13 protein-coding genes are annotated in these 18182 nt (G+C 60.0%); 11 read left to right on the top strand and 2 right to left on the bottom strand.

The genetic code is table 11. The annotated features are described in order from the left end of the window. Positions 1–11 precede the first annotated feature (11 nt). The 10 genes from QRN33_RS17815 (at position 12) to QRN33_RS17770 (ending at position 14921) form a co-directional block, all read left to right on the top strand. On the top strand, positions 12–1448 hold the full coding sequence (locus QRN33_RS17815; protein WP_285409449.1) for a sigma-54-dependent transcriptional regulator: 1437 nt from the start codon (positions 12–14) through the stop codon (positions 1446–1448). Positions 1449–2183: 735 nt separating this feature from the next. Further along, positions 2184–3584, top strand: a complete 1401-nt coding sequence (locus QRN33_RS17810; protein WP_285409448.1) for a polynucleotide adenylyltransferase PcnB — start codon at positions 2184–2186, stop codon at positions 3582–3584. A gap of 3 nt (positions 3585–3587) precedes the next feature. Then, positions 3588–4073 carry a 2-amino-4-hydroxy-6-hydroxymethyldihydropteridine diphosphokinase gene (gene folK, locus QRN33_RS17805; RefSeq protein ID WP_285409447.1) on the top strand — a complete coding sequence of 162 codons (486 nt, stop codon included), beginning with the start codon at positions 3588–3590 and terminating at the stop codon, positions 4071–4073. Between the two features lie 398 nt (positions 4074–4471). After that, complete coding sequence (gene panB, locus QRN33_RS17800) at positions 4472–5272, top strand: 3-methyl-2-oxobutanoate hydroxymethyltransferase (RefSeq protein WP_042610469.1); 801 nt, start codon at positions 4472–4474, stop codon at positions 5270–5272. Further along, positions 5269–6129 carry a pantoate--beta-alanine ligase gene (gene panC, locus QRN33_RS17795; protein ID WP_258639228.1) on the top strand — a complete coding sequence of 287 codons (861 nt, stop codon included), beginning with the start codon at positions 5269–5271 and terminating at the stop codon, positions 6127–6129. The genes panB and panC overlap by 4 nt, the downstream gene beginning before the upstream one ends. A 369-nt stretch (positions 6130–6498) precedes the next feature. Beyond that, positions 6499–8163: a glucose-6-phosphate isomerase gene (pgi, locus tag QRN33_RS17790; protein WP_042610471.1), complete on the top strand. Its 1665-nt coding sequence runs from the start codon at positions 6499–6501 to the stop codon at positions 8161–8163. Between the two features lie 200 nt (positions 8164–8363). Next, complete coding sequence (gene acs, locus QRN33_RS17785; protein ID WP_227973081.1) at positions 8364–10301, top strand: acetate--CoA ligase; 1938 nt, start codon at positions 8364–8366, stop codon at positions 10299–10301. Positions 10302–10436: 135 nt separating this feature from the next. Continuing rightward, a complete protein-coding gene (locus tag QRN33_RS17780) occupies positions 10437–11453 on the top strand; it encodes a class I SAM-dependent rRNA methyltransferase (RefSeq protein ID WP_252875094.1) in 1017 nt (338 codons plus the stop codon). Between the two features lie 220 nt (positions 11454–11673). After that, positions 11674–14625, top strand: a complete 2952-nt coding sequence (locus QRN33_RS17775; protein WP_285409446.1) for a DUF748 domain-containing protein — start codon at positions 11674–11676, stop codon at positions 14623–14625. Further along, complete coding sequence (locus QRN33_RS17770) at positions 14622–14921, top strand: DUF2845 domain-containing protein (RefSeq protein WP_123420001.1); 300 nt, start codon at positions 14622–14624, stop codon at positions 14919–14921. The genes QRN33_RS17775 and QRN33_RS17770 overlap by 4 nt, the downstream gene beginning before the upstream one ends. Positions 14922–15186: 265 nt before the next feature. Here the strand turns inward: QRN33_RS17770 and QRN33_RS17765 are convergent, their stop codons facing one another. Beyond that, positions 15187–15540, bottom strand: a complete 354-nt coding sequence (locus QRN33_RS17765) for a BON domain-containing protein (RefSeq protein WP_064364127.1) — start codon at positions 15538–15540, stop codon at positions 15187–15189. Between the two features lie 296 nt (positions 15541–15836). After that, the gene (locus tag QRN33_RS17760) at positions 15837–16253 is read right to left on the bottom strand and encodes a pilin (RefSeq protein WP_042610477.1); all 417 of its coding nucleotides are present in this window, start codon (positions 16251–16253) and stop codon (positions 15837–15839) included. 226 nt (positions 16254–16479) lie between these two features. Here QRN33_RS17760 and pilB point away from each other — a divergent pair, with 226 nt between their 5' ends. Further along, positions 16480–18180 (top strand): type IV-A pilus assembly ATPase PilB, encoded by a 1701-nt coding sequence (pilB, locus tag QRN33_RS17755; protein ID WP_042610478.1) that lies wholly within the window; start codon positions 16480–16482, stop codon positions 18178–18180. Positions 18181–18182: the final 2 nt, after the last annotated feature.

Below are 18182 nucleotides of genomic sequence, written 5' to 3'. Positions count from 1 at the left end.
GTATCGAATCAATGCCGCACATTTTGATCGTCGAAGACGAAACCATTATCCGCTCCGCCTTGCGCCGCCTGCTGGAACGCAACCAGTACCAGGTCAGCGAAGCCGGATCAGTGCAGGAAGCACAAGAACGCTTCACCATTCCTACGTTCGATCTGATCGTCAGCGACCTGCGCCTGCCGGGCGCCCCGGGCACCGAGCTGATCAAGCTCGGCCAGGGCACGCCGGTGCTGATCATGACCAGTTACGCCAGCCTGCGCTCGGCGGTCGACTCGATGAAAATGGGCGCGGTCGATTACATCGCCAAACCGTTCGACCACGATGAAATGCTCCAGGCGGTTGCGCGGATCCTGCGTGATCGCCAATCAGCGCCCGCTGCCGGCGAAGCCACGGCGAGCAAGCCTGCCGCTGGCAACGGCAAAGCCTCGGTGGATAACAGCAACGGCGAAATCGGCATCATCGGTTCGTGCCCCCCGATGCAGGACCTTTACAGCAAGATCCGCAAGGTCGCGCCAACCGATTCCAACGTCCTGATCCAGGGCGAGTCCGGCACCGGTAAGGAGCTGGTGGCCCGCGCCCTGCACAATCTGTCGAAACGCGCCAAGGCGCCGATGATCTCGGTGAACTGCGCGGCGATTCCGGAAAGCCTGATCGAGTCCGAACTGTTCGGGCACGAGAAAGGCGCATTCACCGGTGCCAGCGCCGGTCGCGCCGGTCTGGTCGAAGCGGCGGACGGCGGTGCCTTGTTCCTCGATGAGATCGGCGAACTGCCACTGGAAGCCCAGGCTCGCCTGCTGCGGGTCTTGCAGGAAGGCGAAATTCGCCGGGTCGGTTCGGTGCAGTCGCAGAAAGTCGATGTGCGCCTGATCGCTGCAACCCACCGCGATCTCAAGAGCCTGGCGAAAATCGGCCAGTTCCGTGAAGACCTTTATTACCGTCTGCACGTGATTGCCCTGAAGCTGCCGCCGCTACGCGAGCGTGGCGCCGACGTCAACGAAATCGCCAATGCCTTCCTCGCTCGCCAGAGCGCACGGATCAATCGCACCGACCTGAAATTTGCCGCCGATGCCGAACAGGCGATCCGGCACTATTCCTGGCCGGGCAACGTGCGCGAGCTGGAGAACGCCGTCGAGCGCGCGGTGATTCTCAGCGAAAGCCCGGAGATCTCGGCCGACCTGCTTGGCATCGACATCGAGCTGAGCGATCTGGAAGACGACGAGTTCATCGGTCTGCCGCCGCAAACCGGCGGTAACGCCAGCAACAGCAGCCATGAGCCGACCGAGGATCTGTCGCTGGAAGACTATTTCCAGCACTTCGTCCTCGAGCATCAGGACCACATGACCGAGACCGAGCTGGCACGCAAACTGGGCGTCAGCCGTAAATGTCTGTGGGAACGCCGCCAGCGTCTGGGCATTCCACGGCGCAAGACCGGGGTCGCCAGCGAGAGCTGAGCGTTACCCACCGCGTGTGCGGGTAACGCATGACAATGTGAAAAAACTGTTACCGCAGTCGATTCACGTAACAGAAGCCGGGGTTATCGGTAACGAAACCCCGGCTTTTTTTCGCCCCTGCAAAATGGTTATATCGACCTAACCCCTTGTTTTGCAGGGTTTGGCAAAAGTTGGCACGCACCCTGCTATATGTTTGGTACAAGAACAATAACAAGCAATGCACAAGACAATAAAAATAAGACGAATCGACTCACGCACAATAAAAACAAGACGGCGAGAGGCGCAGCTAACTGATTCTTTTGGAGAGGCGTTGTATTTGGGGCTTGCCCCACGACCAGGCCGAGAACAACAAAAACTGTCCTAAGACAGAGCCTGTACTGGTTGGATCGAAAGATCACTGCAATTCAGCGACCAAAGCAATCCGTTTGCTCTTGGCTCCCGATTGGGAGGGTCACGAAGGAAACACTTCGTGGCGAGGGCACTCAATAAAAACAAGAAGCCCGAATCAATAATAAAAAGAGCACGCAACTACTTCTTGGGGAGCTTCGGCTCCCCTTGTAGTTTCTCACCCTTGGTGAAATCCCCCCCATTTTCCTCGCTCGGCCCTTGCAGCTTGCGGCTTTCAGCCCGAATCTGCTGTCTCCTACACCATCCCCCGACTAAATGCTAGAATCTGCGCCCATCATGCGGTCATTCTTTTGGTATGGCCGAACATTCCTTCAAACAGTGCATCCCATGCTGAAGAAGCTGTTCCAGTCATTCCGAACTCCCGTGCGTCGTACGCAACACATCCGCAGCACCCCTGAAGTGCTCAACAGCGGCCAACATTCGCTGCAGAAAACGCAGTTCAGCCGCTATGCGGTGAACATCGTCGAACGCCTGCAAGGTGCCGGTTACCAGGCTTATCTGGTCGGCGGTTGCGTGCGTGACATGCTGCTGGGCATCACGCCCAAGGATTTCGACGTCGCCACCAGCGCCACCCCCGAGCAGGTCCGCGCCGAGTTCCGCAATGCGCGGATCATCGGCCGCCGGTTCAAACTGGTGCACATCCACTTCGGTCGCGAAATCATTGAGGTCGCGACCTTCCGCGCCAACCACCCGGTCAACGAAGACGACGAAGACAGCAATCAGTCTTCGCGCAACGAGAGCGGGCGGATTCTGCGCGACAACGTCTACGGCACTCTGGAAGAAGACGCGCAACGCCGCGACTTCACCATCAACGCCCTGTATTACGATCCGGTCAGCGAGCGCATCCTCGACTACGCCAACGGTGTACACGACATCCGCAATCACCTGATCCGTCTGATCGGCGATCCCAAGCAGCGCTATCAGGAAGATCCGGTGCGCATGCTGCGGGCCGTGCGTTTCGCCGCCAAGCTCAATTTCGGCATCGAGAAGCACACCGTGCAGCCGATCCGCGAACTGGCACCGATGCTGCGCGAGATTCCATCGGCGCGGCTGTTTGAAGAAGTGCTCAAGCTGTTCCTGTCCGGCCACGGCGCGATCACCTTTGAAATGCTGGTCGATCTGCAACTGTTCGCCCCGCTGTTCCCGGCCAGCGCCGAGGCGCTGGAATACAACCCGGAATACACCCACACGCTGATCAGCGAAGCGCTGAGCAACACCGACCTGCGCATCAAGCAGAACAAACCGGTGACCCCGGCGTTCCTTTTTGCCGCCCTGTTGTGGCCGGCATTGCCGGCGCGCGTGTTGCGTCTGCAGGAACGTGGCATGCCGCCGATTCCGGCGATGCAGGAAGCCGCTCACGAGCTGATTGCCGAACAGTGCCAGCGCATCGCGATTCCGAAGCGCTTCACCATGCCAATCCGCGAAATCTGGGACATGCAGGAACGTCTGCCACGGCGCAGCGGCAAACGTGCCGATCTGTTGCTGGACAACCCGCGGTTCCGCGCCGGTTACGATTTCCTCCTGCTGCGTGAAAGCGCCGGTGAGGAGACCGACGGCCTCGGCGAATGGTGGACCGATTATCAGGACGCCAACGACAGCGAGCGCCGCGACATGATCCGCGACATCAGCGGCAAGGGCGACGACGCCAGTGGCGCACCGCGCAAGCGTCGCCGCAGCGGCGGTTCCAAGCGCAAGCGCGCCGGGGCTTCGAGCGCGACGGGCGAGTAAGCCATGGAACGCATCTACATTGGCCTGGGCAGCAACCTCGCTGACCCGGCCGACCAATTGCGCAGCGCCATTGCGGCGCTGGGGCAATTGCCGCAGACAAGCCTTGCCGGCGTTTCGGCCTTTTATCAAAGCGATTCACTGTTGCCGGGCCAGCCGCGTTACACCAACGCCGTCGCCGCCCTCGACAGCTCGCTCGCACCGATCGATCTGCTCAACGCCTTGCAAGCCATCGAAAACGCTCAGGGCCGCGAACGCCTGGAGCGCTGGGGGCCACGCGCGCTGGATCTGGATATTCTGCTGTTCGGTGATCGACTGATCGATGAGCCACGGCTGAAAGTCCCGCATTACCAGATTCAGGAGCGCGCCTTTGTGCTCTATCCCCTCGCTGAACTGGCGCCGCAGGATCTGCTTCTCGCCGATGGCCGCACGCTGACAGACCTGCTGGCCGCCTGCCCGTTCGTCGGCCTTGAACGCCTCCAGACAGATTGATTGCAATCCCCTGTGGGAGCGAGCCTGCTCGCGAAAGCGGTGCGTCATTCAACACTGTGTTGACTGATCTGCCGCCTTCGCGAGCAGGCTCGCTCCCACATTGGTTTATTTCACATCCAGGATTTTGTCAGACAAGAATTCCCCAATTCAGGCCCGCCGCGCCGCTGAATCGCATCAGTAACGCCGGTAACACCGCCCGCGTAACAATGCGGTAACACACGCAATTGACTTCCGCTTGGCTCATCACGACTATAGGCGTCCCGCTGCCGCCAACCCGGCATGAACGGGCGCAATCCAGGCCTCTTAAAGCACGACACAAGACCGTGCGCCTGAGTAGATGAAGAATCACGCGCGTGACTCGCAGCAGTTTCCAGAGCGCCTGAACGAGGATTTTTTACATGCCAGCCATCACCCTGACCACGCTCCAGAGCCTCAAGCAGAAAGGTGAAAAGATCACCATGCTGACCTGCTATGACGCGACCTTCGCCCACGCCTGCAACGAGGCCGGTGTCGAAGTGCTGCTGGTCGGCGACTCCCTCGGCATGGTCCTGCAAGGTCATGACAGCACCCTGCCAGTGACCACGGCGGAAATGGCCTACCATGTCGCCAGCGTCAAGCGTGGCAACGGCGATGCCCTGATCCTTGCCGACCTGCCGTTCATGGCCAACGCCACCCTTGAGCAGACCATGATCAACAGCGCCATGCTGATGCAGGCCGGCGCGCACATGATCAAGGTCGAAGGTCAGCTGTGGCTGGCGGAGTCGATCCGTCTGCTCGCCGAGCGCGGTGTGCCGGTGTGCGCGCACATGGGCCTGACCCCGCAGGCGGTGAACATCCTCGGTGGCTATAAAGTGCAGGGGCGCAACGAGAACCAGGCGCGGCAGATGCGGGCCGATGCGATCGCGCTGGAGCAGGCCGGTGCGTCGATGCTGCTGCTCGAGTGCGTGCCGAGCGAGCTGGCGGCGGAAATCAGCCAGGCCGTGGGCATTCCGGTGATCGGCATCGGCGCCGGCAACGCCACCGACGGTCAGGTGCTGGTATTGCACGACATGCTTGGCCTGTCGATCACCGGCCGCGTACCCAAATTCGTCAAGAACTTCATGCAAGGTCAGGACAGCATCCAGGCCGCGCTGAAGGCTTACGTCAGCGAAGTCAAAGCCACTACGTTCCCCGGCATCGAACACGGATTCTCTGCATGAACACCGTCAAAACCGTACGCGAACTGCGCGCCGCCGTCGCCCGCGCGCGCAGTGAAGGCAAGCGCATCGGCTTCGTGCCGACCATGGGCAACCTGCACAGCGGCCACGTCGCGCTGATCACTAAAGCCACTCAGCGAGTGGACTTCGTGGTCGCGAGTGTTTTCGTCAATCCGCTGCAATTCGGCGCCGGCGAAGACCTCGACAAATACCCGCGCACCCTCGCCGCCGATCAGCAAAAGCTCCTCGAAGCCGGTTGCGACCTGCTGTTCGCGCCAACGGTTGAAGAGATGTACCCCGACGGCATGGCCGGCCAAACCCGGGTCAGCGTGCCGCAACTCTCCGAAGGCCTGTGTGGTGCCAGCCGTCCGGGGCACTTCGAAGGCGTGGCGACGGTGGTCAGCAAGCTGTTCAACATGGTCCAGCCGGATCTGGCGATTTTCGGCCAGAAGGATTACCAGCAACTGGCGGTGATCCGCGCGCTGGTGCACGACCTGAACATGCCGATCCAGATCATCGGCGAGCCGACCGTGCGTGCAGCGGACGGTCTGGCGCTGTCGTCGCGCAACGGTTTTCTCAGTGAAGAGCAGCGCGCCGTGGCGCCGGTGGTGTACCGCGTGCTGAGCAACATTGCCGAAGCGATCAAGCAAGGTCAGCGTGATTACCCGGCGCTGCTCGCTGCGCAGTTGCAGGTGCTGGAAGCGGCCGGTCTGCGCCCGGATTATCTGGAAATCCGCCATGGCCTGACCTTGCGTCCGGCGACGGCGCAGGATCGCGATCTGGTGATTCTGGCGGCGGCGTTCCTGGGTACGACACGGTTGATCGACAACCTGCACCTGAATCTCGATAGCCCGATTTAAGCAGCAACGGATTTCCCTGTGGGAGCGAGCCTGCTCGCGATAGCGGTAAATCAGTCAACAACGCTTTGACTGACAGACCGCTATCGCGAGCAGGCTCACTCCTACAGGTTTTTTTGGCGCTGGAAAGATTGCTTCAGGCCCTTCCCCCTCGGCCGGGCACCTCCGTTTGTCGGCCAGATTCCCGTTCGGATGTTAAAAAAGTACAGGGATCTGGTCAGACAAAGTCAAGACAGAACGCGGCGCGAGGTTTACTGTATTCGCCCTGTGTCCGGATATCGTGTCGACGCAGTTGATCCCATGCGCTAAAAGGGCATGGCTGATCTGTACCGTGTTCAAAAGGCCGTTCAAGTAAAAAGGAAAACCGCAGCGATGGCGTACTACCGCACTCCTCACGACGTTACCGCTCTGCCCGCCTGGCAAGCGTTGAAAGATCACCGCCAAGCCATGCAGGATTTCAGCATGCGCGAAGCCTTCAACGCCGATCCGCAGCGTTTCAATCAATTCACCCTCAGCAGCTGCGGCCTGTTTCTCGACTATTCGAAGAATTTGATCAACGCCGAGACCCGCAACCTGCTGGTGGGTCTGGCCAATGAAGTCGATCTGAAGGGCGCGATCCAAGCGCTGTTCGACGGCGAAATCGTCAACGCCTCCGAAGGCCGCCCGGCGCTGCACACCGCCCTGCGCCGCCCGGTCGGCGACAAGTTGTCGGTCAACGGTGTCAACGTGATGCCGGAAGTGCACAAGGTGCTGAACCAGATCACTGATCTGGTCGGGCGAATCCACGACGGCCTGTGGCGCGGTTACACCGAAAAGCCGATCACCGACGTGGTCAACATCGGCATCGGTGGTTCGTTCCTCGGCCCTGAACTGGTGTCCGAAGCGCTGCTGTCCTACGCGCAGAAAGGTGTGCGTTGCCATTATCTGGCGAACATCGACGGCAGTGAATTTCACGAGCTGACGCAGAAACTGCGCGCCGAGACCACGCTGTTCATCGTGTCGTCAAAGTCCTTCAACACCCTCGAAACCCTGAAGAATGCTCAGGCTGCACGCGCCTGGTACCTGGCGCAGGGCGGCTCCGAAGCCGAGCTGTATCGCCACTTCATCGCCGTATCGAGCAACAACGCCGCGGCCGTGGCCTTCGGTATCCGCGAAGAAAACATCTTCCCGATGTGGGACTGGGTCGGCGGTCGTTACTCGCTGTGGTCGGCCATCGGTTTGCCGATCGCCCTGGCCATCGGCATGTCCAACTTCAAGGAACTGCTGTCCGGTGCCTACACCATGGACCAGCATTTCCAGACCGCGCCGTTCGAACAGAACATGCCGGTGCTGCTGGCTCTGCTCGGCGTGTGGTACGGCAACTTCTGGGGCGCGCAAAGCCACGCGATCCTGCCGTACGACCACTACCTGCGCAATATCACCAAGCACCTGCAACAGTTGGACATGGAGTCCAACGGCAAGAGCGTGCGCCAGGACGGCACCTCGGTGTCGACCGATACCGGCCCGGTGATCTGGGGCGGCGTCGGCTGCAACGGCCAGCATGCTTACCACCAGTTGCTGCATCAGGGCACCCAATTGATCCCGGCCGACTTCATTGTGCCGATCGTCAGCTTCAACCCGGTTTCCGACCATCACCAGTGGCTGTACGCCAACTGCCTGTCGCAGAGCCAGGCGCTGATGCTCGGCAAGACGTTGCCGGAAGCCGAAGCCGAACTGCGCGACAAAGGCATGAGCGAAGACGAAGTGCACAAACTGGCGCCACACAAGGTGATCCCGGGCAACCGTCCGAGCAACACCCTGGTGGTCGAACGCATCAGCCCGCGCCGCCTCGGCGCACTGGTTGCCATGTATGAGCACAAAGTGTTCGTGCAAAGCGTGGTCTGGGGCATCAATGCCTTCGACCAGTGGGGTGTGGAGCTGGGCAAGGAATTGGGCAAAGGCGTCTATAACCGTCTGGTCGGCAGCGACGAGACCGTGGCTGACGATGCCTCGACTCAGGGCCTGATCAACTACTTCCGCGGGCGTCATCGCGGCTAAAAACGGCCTTCGGTCTAACGCTGTTCCCCTGTGGGAGCGAGCCTGCTCGCGAAAGCGGTTTTTCATTCAACACCTTTGTTGACTGATACTCCGCCTTCGCGAGCAGGCTCGCTCCCACAGTTGTTTTGGCGCATGACTTGAACCTGCGCAGCGCTCGGCGCATCTTTATTCCTGTCGCACTACAAGAATAAGGAACCGTCATGTTCGATATCAGCACGTTCCCCGAAGCCGATGCCGTGCGCCAGGCTGCTCAGTTGAGCCAGGAAGACTACCGGCGGCTGTACCGCGAGTCGATTGAACACCCCAGCGCATTCTGGGCCGAGCAGGCCACGCGTTTTCTCGACTGGAGCACGCCGTGGCAGACCGTTCAGCGCTATGACCTGAAAACCGGTGAAGCGGCCTGGTTCGCCGGCGGCAAGCTCAACGTCAGCTACAACTGCATCGACCGTCACCTCGCACAACGTGGCGAACAGACCGCCCTGCTCTGGGAAGGCGACGACCCTGCCGAATCGGCGCAGATCACTTACAAGAAACTCCATCACCACGTCTGCCGCCTGGCCAACGTGCTGAAAAGCCGTGGCGTGAAGAAAGGCGATCGGGTGTGCATCTACATGCCGATGATCCCCGAAGCCGCCTACGCCATGCTCGCCTGTGCGCGGATCGGCGCGATTCATTCGGTGGTGTTCGGCGGATTCTCGCCGGATTCCCTGCGCGACCGTATCCTCGACGCCGACTGCCGCACCGTCATCACTGCTGATGAAGGCGTACGCGGCGGGCGCTTCGTGCCACTGAAAAACAACGTCGACAAAGCCCTGCAAAGTTGCCCGAACGTCAGCACCGTTGTGGTTGTTCAGCGCACTCAGGGCGAGGTCGATTGGCTCGAGGGCCGCGACCTCTGGTATCACCAGGCCATACGCGAAGTCGACGACGATTGCCCGCCGGAACCGATGGACGCCGAAGACCCGTTGTTCATCCTCTACACCTCCGGCAGCACCGGTAAACCCAAAGGCGTGCTGCACACCACTGGCGGCTATTTGCTGCAAGCGGCGATGACCTTCAAGTACGTGCTCGATTACCGCGACGGTGAAGTGTTCTGGTGCACCGCCGACGTCGGCTGGGTCACCGGCCACAGTTATATCGTCTACGGGCCGCTGGCCAACGGTGCGACCACACTCATGTTCGAAGGCGTGCCGAGCTACCCGAGCAGTTCGCGTTTCTGGCAGGTCATCGACAAACACAAGGTCAACATCTTCTACACCGCACCGACCGCCCTGCGCGCGCTGATGCGCGAAGGCGCCGGGCCGTTGAAGGAAACTTCGCGCGCAAGCCTGAGATTGCTCGGCAGCGTCGGTGAGCCGATCAACCCGGAAGCGTGGGACTGGTATTTCAACGTTGTCGGTGAACAGCGCTGCCCGATCGTCGACACCTGGTGGCAGACCGAAACCGGCGGCATCATGCTCAGCCCGCTGGTCAGCGCCCAACGGATCAAACCCGGCTGCGCGACGCAACCGATGTTCGGCGTGCAGCCGGTATTGCTTGATGAACACGGCAAGGAAATCCACGGCGCCGGCAGCGGCGTGCTGGCGATCAAATCGAGCTGGCCGGCGCAGATTCGCAGCGTCTACGGCGATCCACAGCGGATGATCGACACCTACTTCAAGCCCTACCCCGGCTATTACTTCACCGGCGACGGCGCCCGCCGCGATGAGGATGGCGATTACTGGATCACCGGGCGCATCGACGACGTGATCAACGTTTCCGGCCACCGTATCGGTACCGCCGAGGTGGAAAGCGCACTGGTGCTGCACGACAGCATCGCCGAGGCTGCGGTGGTCGGTTATCCACACGACGTCAAAGGCCAGGGCATCTACGCGTTTGTCACGCCAATGAACGGCACCGAGGCCAACGAAGAGCTGAAGAAAGACTTGCTGGCGCATGTCAGCAAGGAGATCGGCAGCTTCGCCAAACCGGACCTGATCCAATGGGCACCGGCGCTGCCGAAAACCCGCTCGGGCAAGATCATGCGGCGGATCCTGCGCAAGATTGCCTGCAACGAGCTCGACAGTCTGGGCGACACCTCGACGCTGGCTGACCCGAGTGTGGTGCAGGACCTCGTTGACAAGCGGCTCAATACTTGAGAGCTGCAAGTTTCTAGCTACAAGCTGCAAGCTAAAGCGGTCCGCGCAGCTTTTCGCTTTTAGCTTGCAGCTAGAAACTTGCCGCTTGAAGCTCCCCGACTGCTAAGCTTCGCGTTTTTTCAGCAAGGCGCCCGCATGTCTTCCTTGAATCAGGCGCTGCGCGCCGCCCTCGATCAACGCCAGGACCTGCTCGCTGTGCTGCACAGCCAGGGCACCGATTGCTATCGGCTGTTCCATGGCAGCCAGGAAGGCGCCGGCGGCCTGACCATCGACCGCTACGGCCCGCAACTGCTGGTGCAGAGTTTTCATCAGACGCTGGAGCGTGACGACCTGCTGCAACTGCACGCCATGGTCAACCAGACGCTGGGCTTCGACACCCTGCTGGTCTACAACGACCGCTCCCGTGGCAATTCGCGGATTGATCGCGAGGACAGTGTCTATAAAGCCGATGACGCCGCACTGGCCGATCTGGTCGGCCATGAATGGGGCCTGAACTACCGCGTGCGCGGGCGTCATGCCGGGCAGGACCCGCTGCTGTTCCTCGACCTGCGCAATACGCGCGGTTGGGTCAAGGATCACGCGCAAGGCAAAAGCGTGCTCAACCTGTTCGCCTATACCTGTGGCGTTGGCCTCAGTGCTGCGGCCGGCGGTGCGCTCGAGGTGTGCAACCTCGATTTCGCCGAGGGCAATCTGGCGGTCGGTCGCGAGAACGGTTTGCTCAACCCGCAACTGCCGGAGATGCAATTCATTCAGTCCGATTACTTCCCGGCGATCCGTCAGCTTGCTGGCCTGCCGATCAGCCAGCGGCGCGGGCAGAAGTTGCCGAGCTATCAGCGCCTCGAACAGCGCCAATACGATCTGGTGCTGCTCGACCCGCCGGCGTGGGCGAAAAGCGCATTCGGCACCGTCGACCTGCTGCGCGATTATCAAAGCCTGCTCAAACCCGCGCTGCTTACTACCGCCGATGACGGCGTGCTGATCTGCTGCAACAACCTGGCGAAAGTCAGCATGGACGACTGGCGCGAACAAGTGCTGCGCTGCGCCGAAAAAGCCGGCCGCCCAGTGCGTGAATGGAGCGTGATGACCCCGGGCGCCGACTTCCCCTCGCGTGATCAGCAGCCACCATTGAAGACGCTGATCTTGCAGCTGTGATTGCTTTTTGACGACGCCGCGCCCGTTGTAGGAGTGAGCCTGCTCGCGATAGCGGTCTGTCAGTTACCAGAATTGCAGACTGACACTCCGCTATCGCGAGCAGGCTCACTCCTACAATGGGGATCTGTTCCTACAGAAATTTCTGAACAATCCTGTCCCACATCAAGCACTTCGGAACCAGAATCGCGTGCCATACTCCAAGGCACTCCGATTCAGACAGATGAAGCCGCACATGCCCAAAGGATTGATTCGCGCGATTGGCGCACTGCTGACAGCCCTGGCCCTCTACAGCCTGCTGGGGTTTCTGATCCTGCCGGGCATTGCCTTGCGTGTGGCCAACCAGCAACTGGCGAACTACGCGACGCTGCCAGCGCATTTGCAGCGTATCGAACTCAACCCGTTCAGCCTTGAGGTCACCCTGTGGGGCCTGGTCATCGGCGAGCCGGGCAAGGAACAGGTCGGCTTTGATCGTCTCTACGCCAACCTGCAAATCGACAGCCTGTGGACCAAAGCGCTGCACCTGTCGGACATCGAACTGGACAAACCCAAGAGCGAAATCCTCTTCGCCAAGGACGGCAAGCTCAACCTGCTGGGCCTGTTCAACGTGCCGCCGAGTGAGCCGACACCCGCCGATCCCGACGCCAAGCCATTTCCGCTGCGCATCGACAACATCAAACTGGCCGGCGGCGTCGTGCATTTCGAGGACGCACGCCCCAGCGAGCCGATCGAATTCCTCTACGACGACCTCAGTTTCGAGCTGAAAAACCTCAGCACCCTGCCCGAAGACAGCGCCGACATGACCCTTATCGCGATCGGCCCCGCTGGCGGGCGGATCGACTGGACGGGCAACTTCAGCCTGATCCCGTTCACCTCCGAAGGCACCCTGAAAGTCACCGATGGCCAGATGAAATCCTTCTGGCCCTACGTCCGCGACGCCGTGCCGCTGGTACTGGAAAACGGCGTAGTCAGCCTCAGCACCGACTACAAACTCAACCTGTCGAAACAAACCGAACTGCTGCTGAACAACGTCGCGGTGAGCATCGCGCCGTTCGCCATCAAGGCCCCGGATGGACGCCCACTGGCCAGGCTCGAACGTCTCGACGTCAGCGAAACCTCGCTGGACCTGGCCAAGCAGCAAGTGGTGGTCGGCAAGATCCGCAGCAACAAGCTGGAAACCTGGGCGGCGCTGGAAGCCGATGGCCAACTGGACTGGCAGAAACTGTTCGCCAGCCAACCGTCGAAACCGGCTGCCAAAGCCGCTGCCGAACCGGCTGATGCACCAGCGGCCGCCGACTCGCCGAAGGCTGAATCGACTGCACCGAGCAAGCCATGGCAGGTGCTGGTCAAGGATGTGCAACTGCGCAACTACACGGTCCATCTCGCCGACCGTTCAGCACAGCCGGCGGTGGCGCTGGACATCACCCCACTGAACGTCGACCTGCAGGATTTCGACAGCCTCAACGGCTCGCCTTTCAAGCTCAGGCTCGACAGCGGCCTGGGCAAGCAAGGCAGGATCAGCGCCGACGGTACGGTCAATCTGGCCCCGGTGAATGCGCAGCTCAACGTGAAAACCCAGGATGTCGACCTGCGGGTCGCGCAATCCTACATCAACCCGTTCATTCGTCTGGAACTGCGCAGCGGCATGCTTGGCAGTGATCTCAAGGTCGACCTGAAAAGCACCGAACCGCTGGCCCTCAGCGTCACCGGCCGCGCACAGATCGATCAGTTGCACACCCTCGATACGCTCAAGACCCGCGACTTCCTGAAATGGCAGCAAGTGGTAGTCGACGGCATCAACTATCAGCACGGCGACAGCCTGTCGATCGACAAGGTCAACCTGTTGCAGCCGTATGTGCGCTTCATGATCAACGACGACCGCACCACCAACGTCGACGACTTGCTGATTCCGCAACCGGCGGACAGCGGTGCAAAACCGGCCGGAAGCAAACCGGCCAGCAAGGACAAACCGCTGGGCATTCACATTGGCGCGATTGCGATCAACGACGGCTCGGCCAACTTCGCCGACTTCAGCCTGACCCCGAATTTCGCTACCGCCGTGCAGCAGCTCAACGGCCAGATCGGCACCATCGACAGTCGTCAGGCAAAACCGGCCAGCGTCGACATCAAAGGCAAGGTCGACCGTTATGCGCCGGTGACGATCAAGGGTGCGGTCAATCCGTTCGACCCGATGGCCAGCCTCGACATCGCCACCAGTTTCAAACGCGTCGAACTGACGACCCTGACGCCCTACTCCGGCAAGTTCGCCGGGTACCGTATCCGCAAGGGCCGGCTGAATCTTGACCTGCATTACCTGATCACCAAGGGTCAGTTGAAGGCCGAGAACAAGGTCGTGGTCGAGCAACTGCAACTGGGCGAGAAAGTCGACAGCCCCGATGCGGTGAGTCTGCCGCTGAAACTGGCGATCGCCCTGCTCAAGGACGTCGACGGCAAGATCTCCATCGAATTGCCGGTGACCGGCGACCTGAACAATCCGCAGTTCAGCGTGATGCCGATCGTCTGGCAGACCCTGCGCAACCTCATCGTCAAAGCCGCCGCCGCGCCGTTCAAGATGATCGGTGGGCTGGTCAGTGGTGGCGGCTCCGAAGACCTCGGCACCGTATCCTTCGCGCCGGGCTCCAGCGACTTGAGCAAAGACGCCGAAGCGGCGCTGGTGAAACTGTCGCAAGCGCTCAAGGAGCGTCCGGCGCTGCGCCTGGAAATCGAAGGCACTGCCGCGAAAAGCAGCGACGGGCCGTTGCTCGCCGAGCAGCGTCTGGAACGCGAATACCAGTACAACTACTACAAGATGCTCCAGCGCCGTGGCGATAAAGTCCCGGCCCAGGCCTCGCTGCTGCAGGTGCCGGAAAGCGAGAAAGGCGCGTTGCTCGAAGGCATCTACCGCACCCGCCTGAAAACCCAGCCGCCAGCAGAATGGAAGGATCTGGGCAAGGAAGAACGCACGGCGAAAATGCGCCAGGGCGTGATCGCGTTCTGGAGTGGCAGCGACGTGCTGCTGCGACAGTTGGGCCAGGATCGCGCCAGCACCATCAAGGATTACCTGGTCGACAAGGGCAAGCTCGAGGATGACCGGGTGTACTTCATCGACGCCAACCTCGGCGAAGCCGAAAGCGATGGCCGCGTGGTAACGCAAATGCATCTGGATGCCGAATGATCATGCGTAACTGGCTGGCGGTGATCGCTCTGATGTGTGTTGCTGTCCACGCGTCAGCTTCGGACACTTTGCGCTGCGGCAGCCAATTGATCAGCCTCGGCGACCGCGCCAGCGAAGTGCTGCAAAAATGTGGTGAGCCGGTCAGTCGCGATGTGCTCGGCTACAAGCGCAGTGCCAATCGCCGCGAAGAGTTTCAGGTCGAGGAATGGACCTACGGGCCGAACAACGGCATGTACCAGTACCTGCGCTTTGAAGGCAATCGCCTGCGGCAGATCACCAGCAAACGCGGTAACTGATCAACACATCATCCCTGTAGGAGTGAGCCTGCTCGCGATCGCAGTTTGTCAGTCGAGACTAGTCAACTGACAGACCGCTATCGCGAGCAGGCTCACTCCTACATTTGCTTTGTGTGACCCATGAATAGAACAGGCCCCGACACAAGTGCCGGGGCCTGTAATGGTCACATCCGTGTGACCGTTCGCATGAACTCTAAAGTTGCGGCAGACGTATTGCTCGGCCCGTCTGTCGCGTCTTCTCCCGGTTCAGGCGAGAAGTCTTGCCTTAGTCGGCTTTCAGGCCGTCAGCAGAAACTGCTTTAACGCCTTTGATTTTCTTGGTGATGTTCACCGCGGTGGTTTTCTGAGCTTCGGTAACAGCTACGTCAGAAGACAGGGAAACTACACCCTTGTTGGTTTCGACTTTGATGTCGGTGCCTGGAATACCTTTTTCGGTAACCAGATCGCTTTTCACTTTGGTGGTGATCCAAGTGTCGGAAGTAGCTTCTTTAGCCTTGGTAACTTCACCGGCAGCCAGAACCATTGGCGCTTGGGTAGCCTGAGCGGACTGGGCGAAAGCGCCACCAGCCATGGTCAGGGTCAGAGCGGTAGCAGCGGCAGTGATAGCGAACTTCTTCATACGAGTAACTCCTGTTTTTACTGGAAGTCTGCTGTAACGCTTGTCAGCAGGGTTACCGGAGATATTGCGAACGCTGTGCCAACTTTTTCGACCGTATAAAATCGTTTAAAAACAAACAGTTACGAAAAACGCTGATTTTCATTTTCATGCAAAATGCATGACTCACTTCAATTTCGCATGCAAGTTGCGGTTTTTTGGAAAGTTCATAAGCTGCTGAAATTATTGGAGCTTTTGTGAAGTGCTCGCGAAAAGAAAATGCCCCGCAATAGCGGAGCATTTTATATTGCCGGTGCGCTTCAGACGCCTGGGCAGCTAGTGGTCGTGTATTCTTTTGAGCCGGAGAACTTGCAGGTCCAGCCAGTGGTAGCACTGCGTGTCAGCGTTATGGTTTGGCCCAGAACAGGCGCGGGAGCATTGAGCAGCGTGCACGTAATGGTACCCGTCCCATCGGCGACTTTCCCGGATGCCGCTAACGTACAATTCTGTGTGGCTGCTGTCCCGGCGTTCACGTTGGTAATGCTTGGGTCAGCCGACCCTGCATTGATTACGTCTTCAAAGTTGACCTTGAGTGCAGAGGCCTCGGCAATGCCGGCGGTGACCTTCGACCGCGCCTGATATTTCGAATACTGCGGCAGGGCGATTGTCGCCAGAATGCCGATGATCGCCACAACGATCAGCAGCTCGATCAACGTAAAGCCTTGTTGTTTTTTCATAGACACGCTCCATGCATGAGTCGAAATCTCATGATCTGAACAAGGCTCAGCACAGCCCATGCCAACGCCCTTTTGCCCCCGTCTGCTGGGCGCGCGCATTCCCCGACGCCGTTTCCTACAACCGGCAACCGCACTATCTGACACTTTTTGTCACCTGCACCGGCCGTGTTTGGCGCTGTCACTTGACTAGGCTATAAGTCATGAACGGCAAGCGTGCGGAATCCCCATGAATGACATCGCTCTGAGCGGTCTGGCCAAGCAATTGGTCCAGGCCGAATTGCTCACGGAAACAAGCGCCCGGCAATCCTGGGCGCAGGCCCAGCGCAATCGTGTGTCGCTGGTCAATTACCTGGTGCACAACAAACTGGTCAACAGCCGGCAGATCGCCGAGATCGCCTCCGAACATTTCGGCATGGCCCTGCTCGATCTCAATTGCCTCGACAAAGAGACCCAGCCCAAGGGCCTGGTTAGCGAAAAACTGGTTCGCCAGCACTGCGCCCTGCCCCTGTGGCGACGTGGCAACAAATTGTTCGTGGGTCTATCCGACCCGAGCAATCAGCAGGCAATCAGCGACATCCAGTTCAGCACCGGCCTGAGCACCGAAGCGATTCTGGTCGAGGACGACAAGCTCAGCGACGCCATCGACAAGTTCTTCGACAGCCATGCTTCGGGCCTGGAAGAAATGGCCGATGTCGATCTGGACGGCCTCGACGTCGAGTCCATCGATGACAACAAGCAGGACGTTATCGGCGGCCTCGATGCGGACGATGCTCCAGTCGTGCGCTTCGTGCACAAGATGCTGCTCGATGCGATCAAGAGCGGCTCTTCCGACCTGCATTTCGAGCCCTACGAGAAAAACTACCGGGTACGCATGCGCACCGACGGCATGCTGCGCGAGGTGGCCAAGCCGCCGATCCAGTTGGCCGGGCGCATCGCCGCACGTTTGAAGGTCATGGCCAGCCTCGATATTTCGGAACGGCGCAAACCCCAGGACGGGCGAATCAAGATGCGCCTGTCGAAAAGCAAATCCATCGATTTCCGCGTCAACACCCTGCCGACCCTGTGGGGCGAAAAAGTGGTGATCCGGATTCTCGACCCGTCCAGTGCGCAAATGGGCATCGACGCCTTGGGTTACGAGGCCGAACAAAAAGCCTTGTACCTCGCTGCGCTGAAACAGCCGCAAGGTATGATTCTGGTCACCGGGCCCACCGGTTCCGGTAAAACCGTGTCGCTGTACACCGGGCTGAACATCCTCAACACCGTCGACATCAACATCTCCACCGCCGAAGACCCGGTGGAAATCAACATGGAAGGCATCAACCAGGTCAACGTCAATCCCCGCCAGGGGCTGGATTTCGCTCAAGCCCTGCGTTCGTTTCTGCGTCAGGACCCGGATGTGATCATGGTCGGCGAGATCCGCGACCTGGAAACCGCCGAGATCGCGATCAAGGCTGCGCAGACCGGTCACCTGGTGCTGTCGACCCTGCACACCAACAGCGCAGCGGAAACCCTCACGCGCCTGCACAACATGGGCATTCCCGGTTTCAACATCGCCACCTCGGTGAGCCTGATCATCGCCCAGCGTCTGGCGCGCAAATTGTGCGCGCACTGCAAGCGGCCGCTGGAGATCCCGCACGAAACCTTGCTCAAGGAAGGCTTCCCCGAGGAACGCATCGGTCATTTCACGATCTACGAGCCGGTCGGTTGCGATCACTGCAATGGCGGTTACAAAGGACGCGTGGGGATTTATGAAGTGGTAAAAAACACACCGGACCTGCAACGGCTGATCATGGCCGAAGGCAATTCGCTGGAGATCGACATCCAGATGCGCCGCGACGGTTTCGCCGACCTGCGCACCTCCGGGCTGCACAAGGCCATGCAAGGCATCACCAGCCTTGAGGAAATCAACCGGGTCACCAAGGATTGAAC

Origin of the sequence: Pseudomonas sp. FR229a (assembly GCF_030209115.1) — a bacterium.
GTDB lineage: Bacteria > Pseudomonadota > Gammaproteobacteria > Pseudomonadales > Pseudomonadaceae > Aquipseudomonas > Aquipseudomonas moraviensis_A.
This window is presented reverse-complemented; position numbering and strand designations above follow the sequence as displayed.

Bases quoted from the DNA above. Each gene is read 5' to 3' on its own strand.
- QRN33_RS17815 (WP_285409449.1), top strand. From the start codon at position 12: ATGCCGCACATTTTGATCGTCGAAGACGAAACCATTATCCGCTCCGCC.
- QRN33_RS17810 (WP_285409448.1), top strand. From the start codon at position 2,184: ATGCTGAAGAAGCTGTTCCAGTCATTCCGAACTCCCGTGCGTCGTACG.
- acs (WP_227973081.1), top strand. From the start codon at position 8,364: ATGTTCGATATCAGCACGTTCCCCGAAGCCGATGCCGTGCGCCAGGCT.
- QRN33_RS17760 (WP_042610477.1), bottom strand. From the start codon at position 16,253: ATGAAAAAACAACAAGGCTTTACGTTGATCGAGCTGCTGATCGTTGTG.
- QRN33_RS17765 (WP_064364127.1), bottom strand. From the start codon at position 15,540: ATGAAGAAGTTCGCTATCACTGCCGCTGCTACCGCTCTGACCCTGACC.
- QRN33_RS17775 (WP_285409446.1), top strand. From the start codon at position 11,674: ATGAAGCCGCACATGCCCAAAGGATTGATTCGCGCGATTGGCGCACTG.
- QRN33_RS17770 (WP_123420001.1), top strand. From the start codon at position 14,622: ATGATCATGCGTAACTGGCTGGCGGTGATCGCTCTGATGTGTGTTGCT.
- panB (WP_042610469.1), top strand. From the start codon at position 4,472: ATGCCAGCCATCACCCTGACCACGCTCCAGAGCCTCAAGCAGAAAGGT.
- QRN33_RS17780 (WP_252875094.1), top strand. From the start codon at position 10,437: ATGTCTTCCTTGAATCAGGCGCTGCGCGCCGCCCTCGATCAACGCCAG.
- pgi (WP_042610471.1), top strand. From the start codon at position 6,499: ATGGCGTACTACCGCACTCCTCACGACGTTACCGCTCTGCCCGCCTGG.
- pilB (WP_042610478.1), top strand. From the start codon at position 16,480: ATGAATGACATCGCTCTGAGCGGTCTGGCCAAGCAATTGGTCCAGGCC.
- panC (WP_258639228.1), top strand. From the start codon at position 5,269: ATGAACACCGTCAAAACCGTACGCGAACTGCGCGCCGCCGTCGCCCGC.
- folK (WP_285409447.1), top strand. From the start codon at position 3,588: ATGGAACGCATCTACATTGGCCTGGGCAGCAACCTCGCTGACCCGGCC.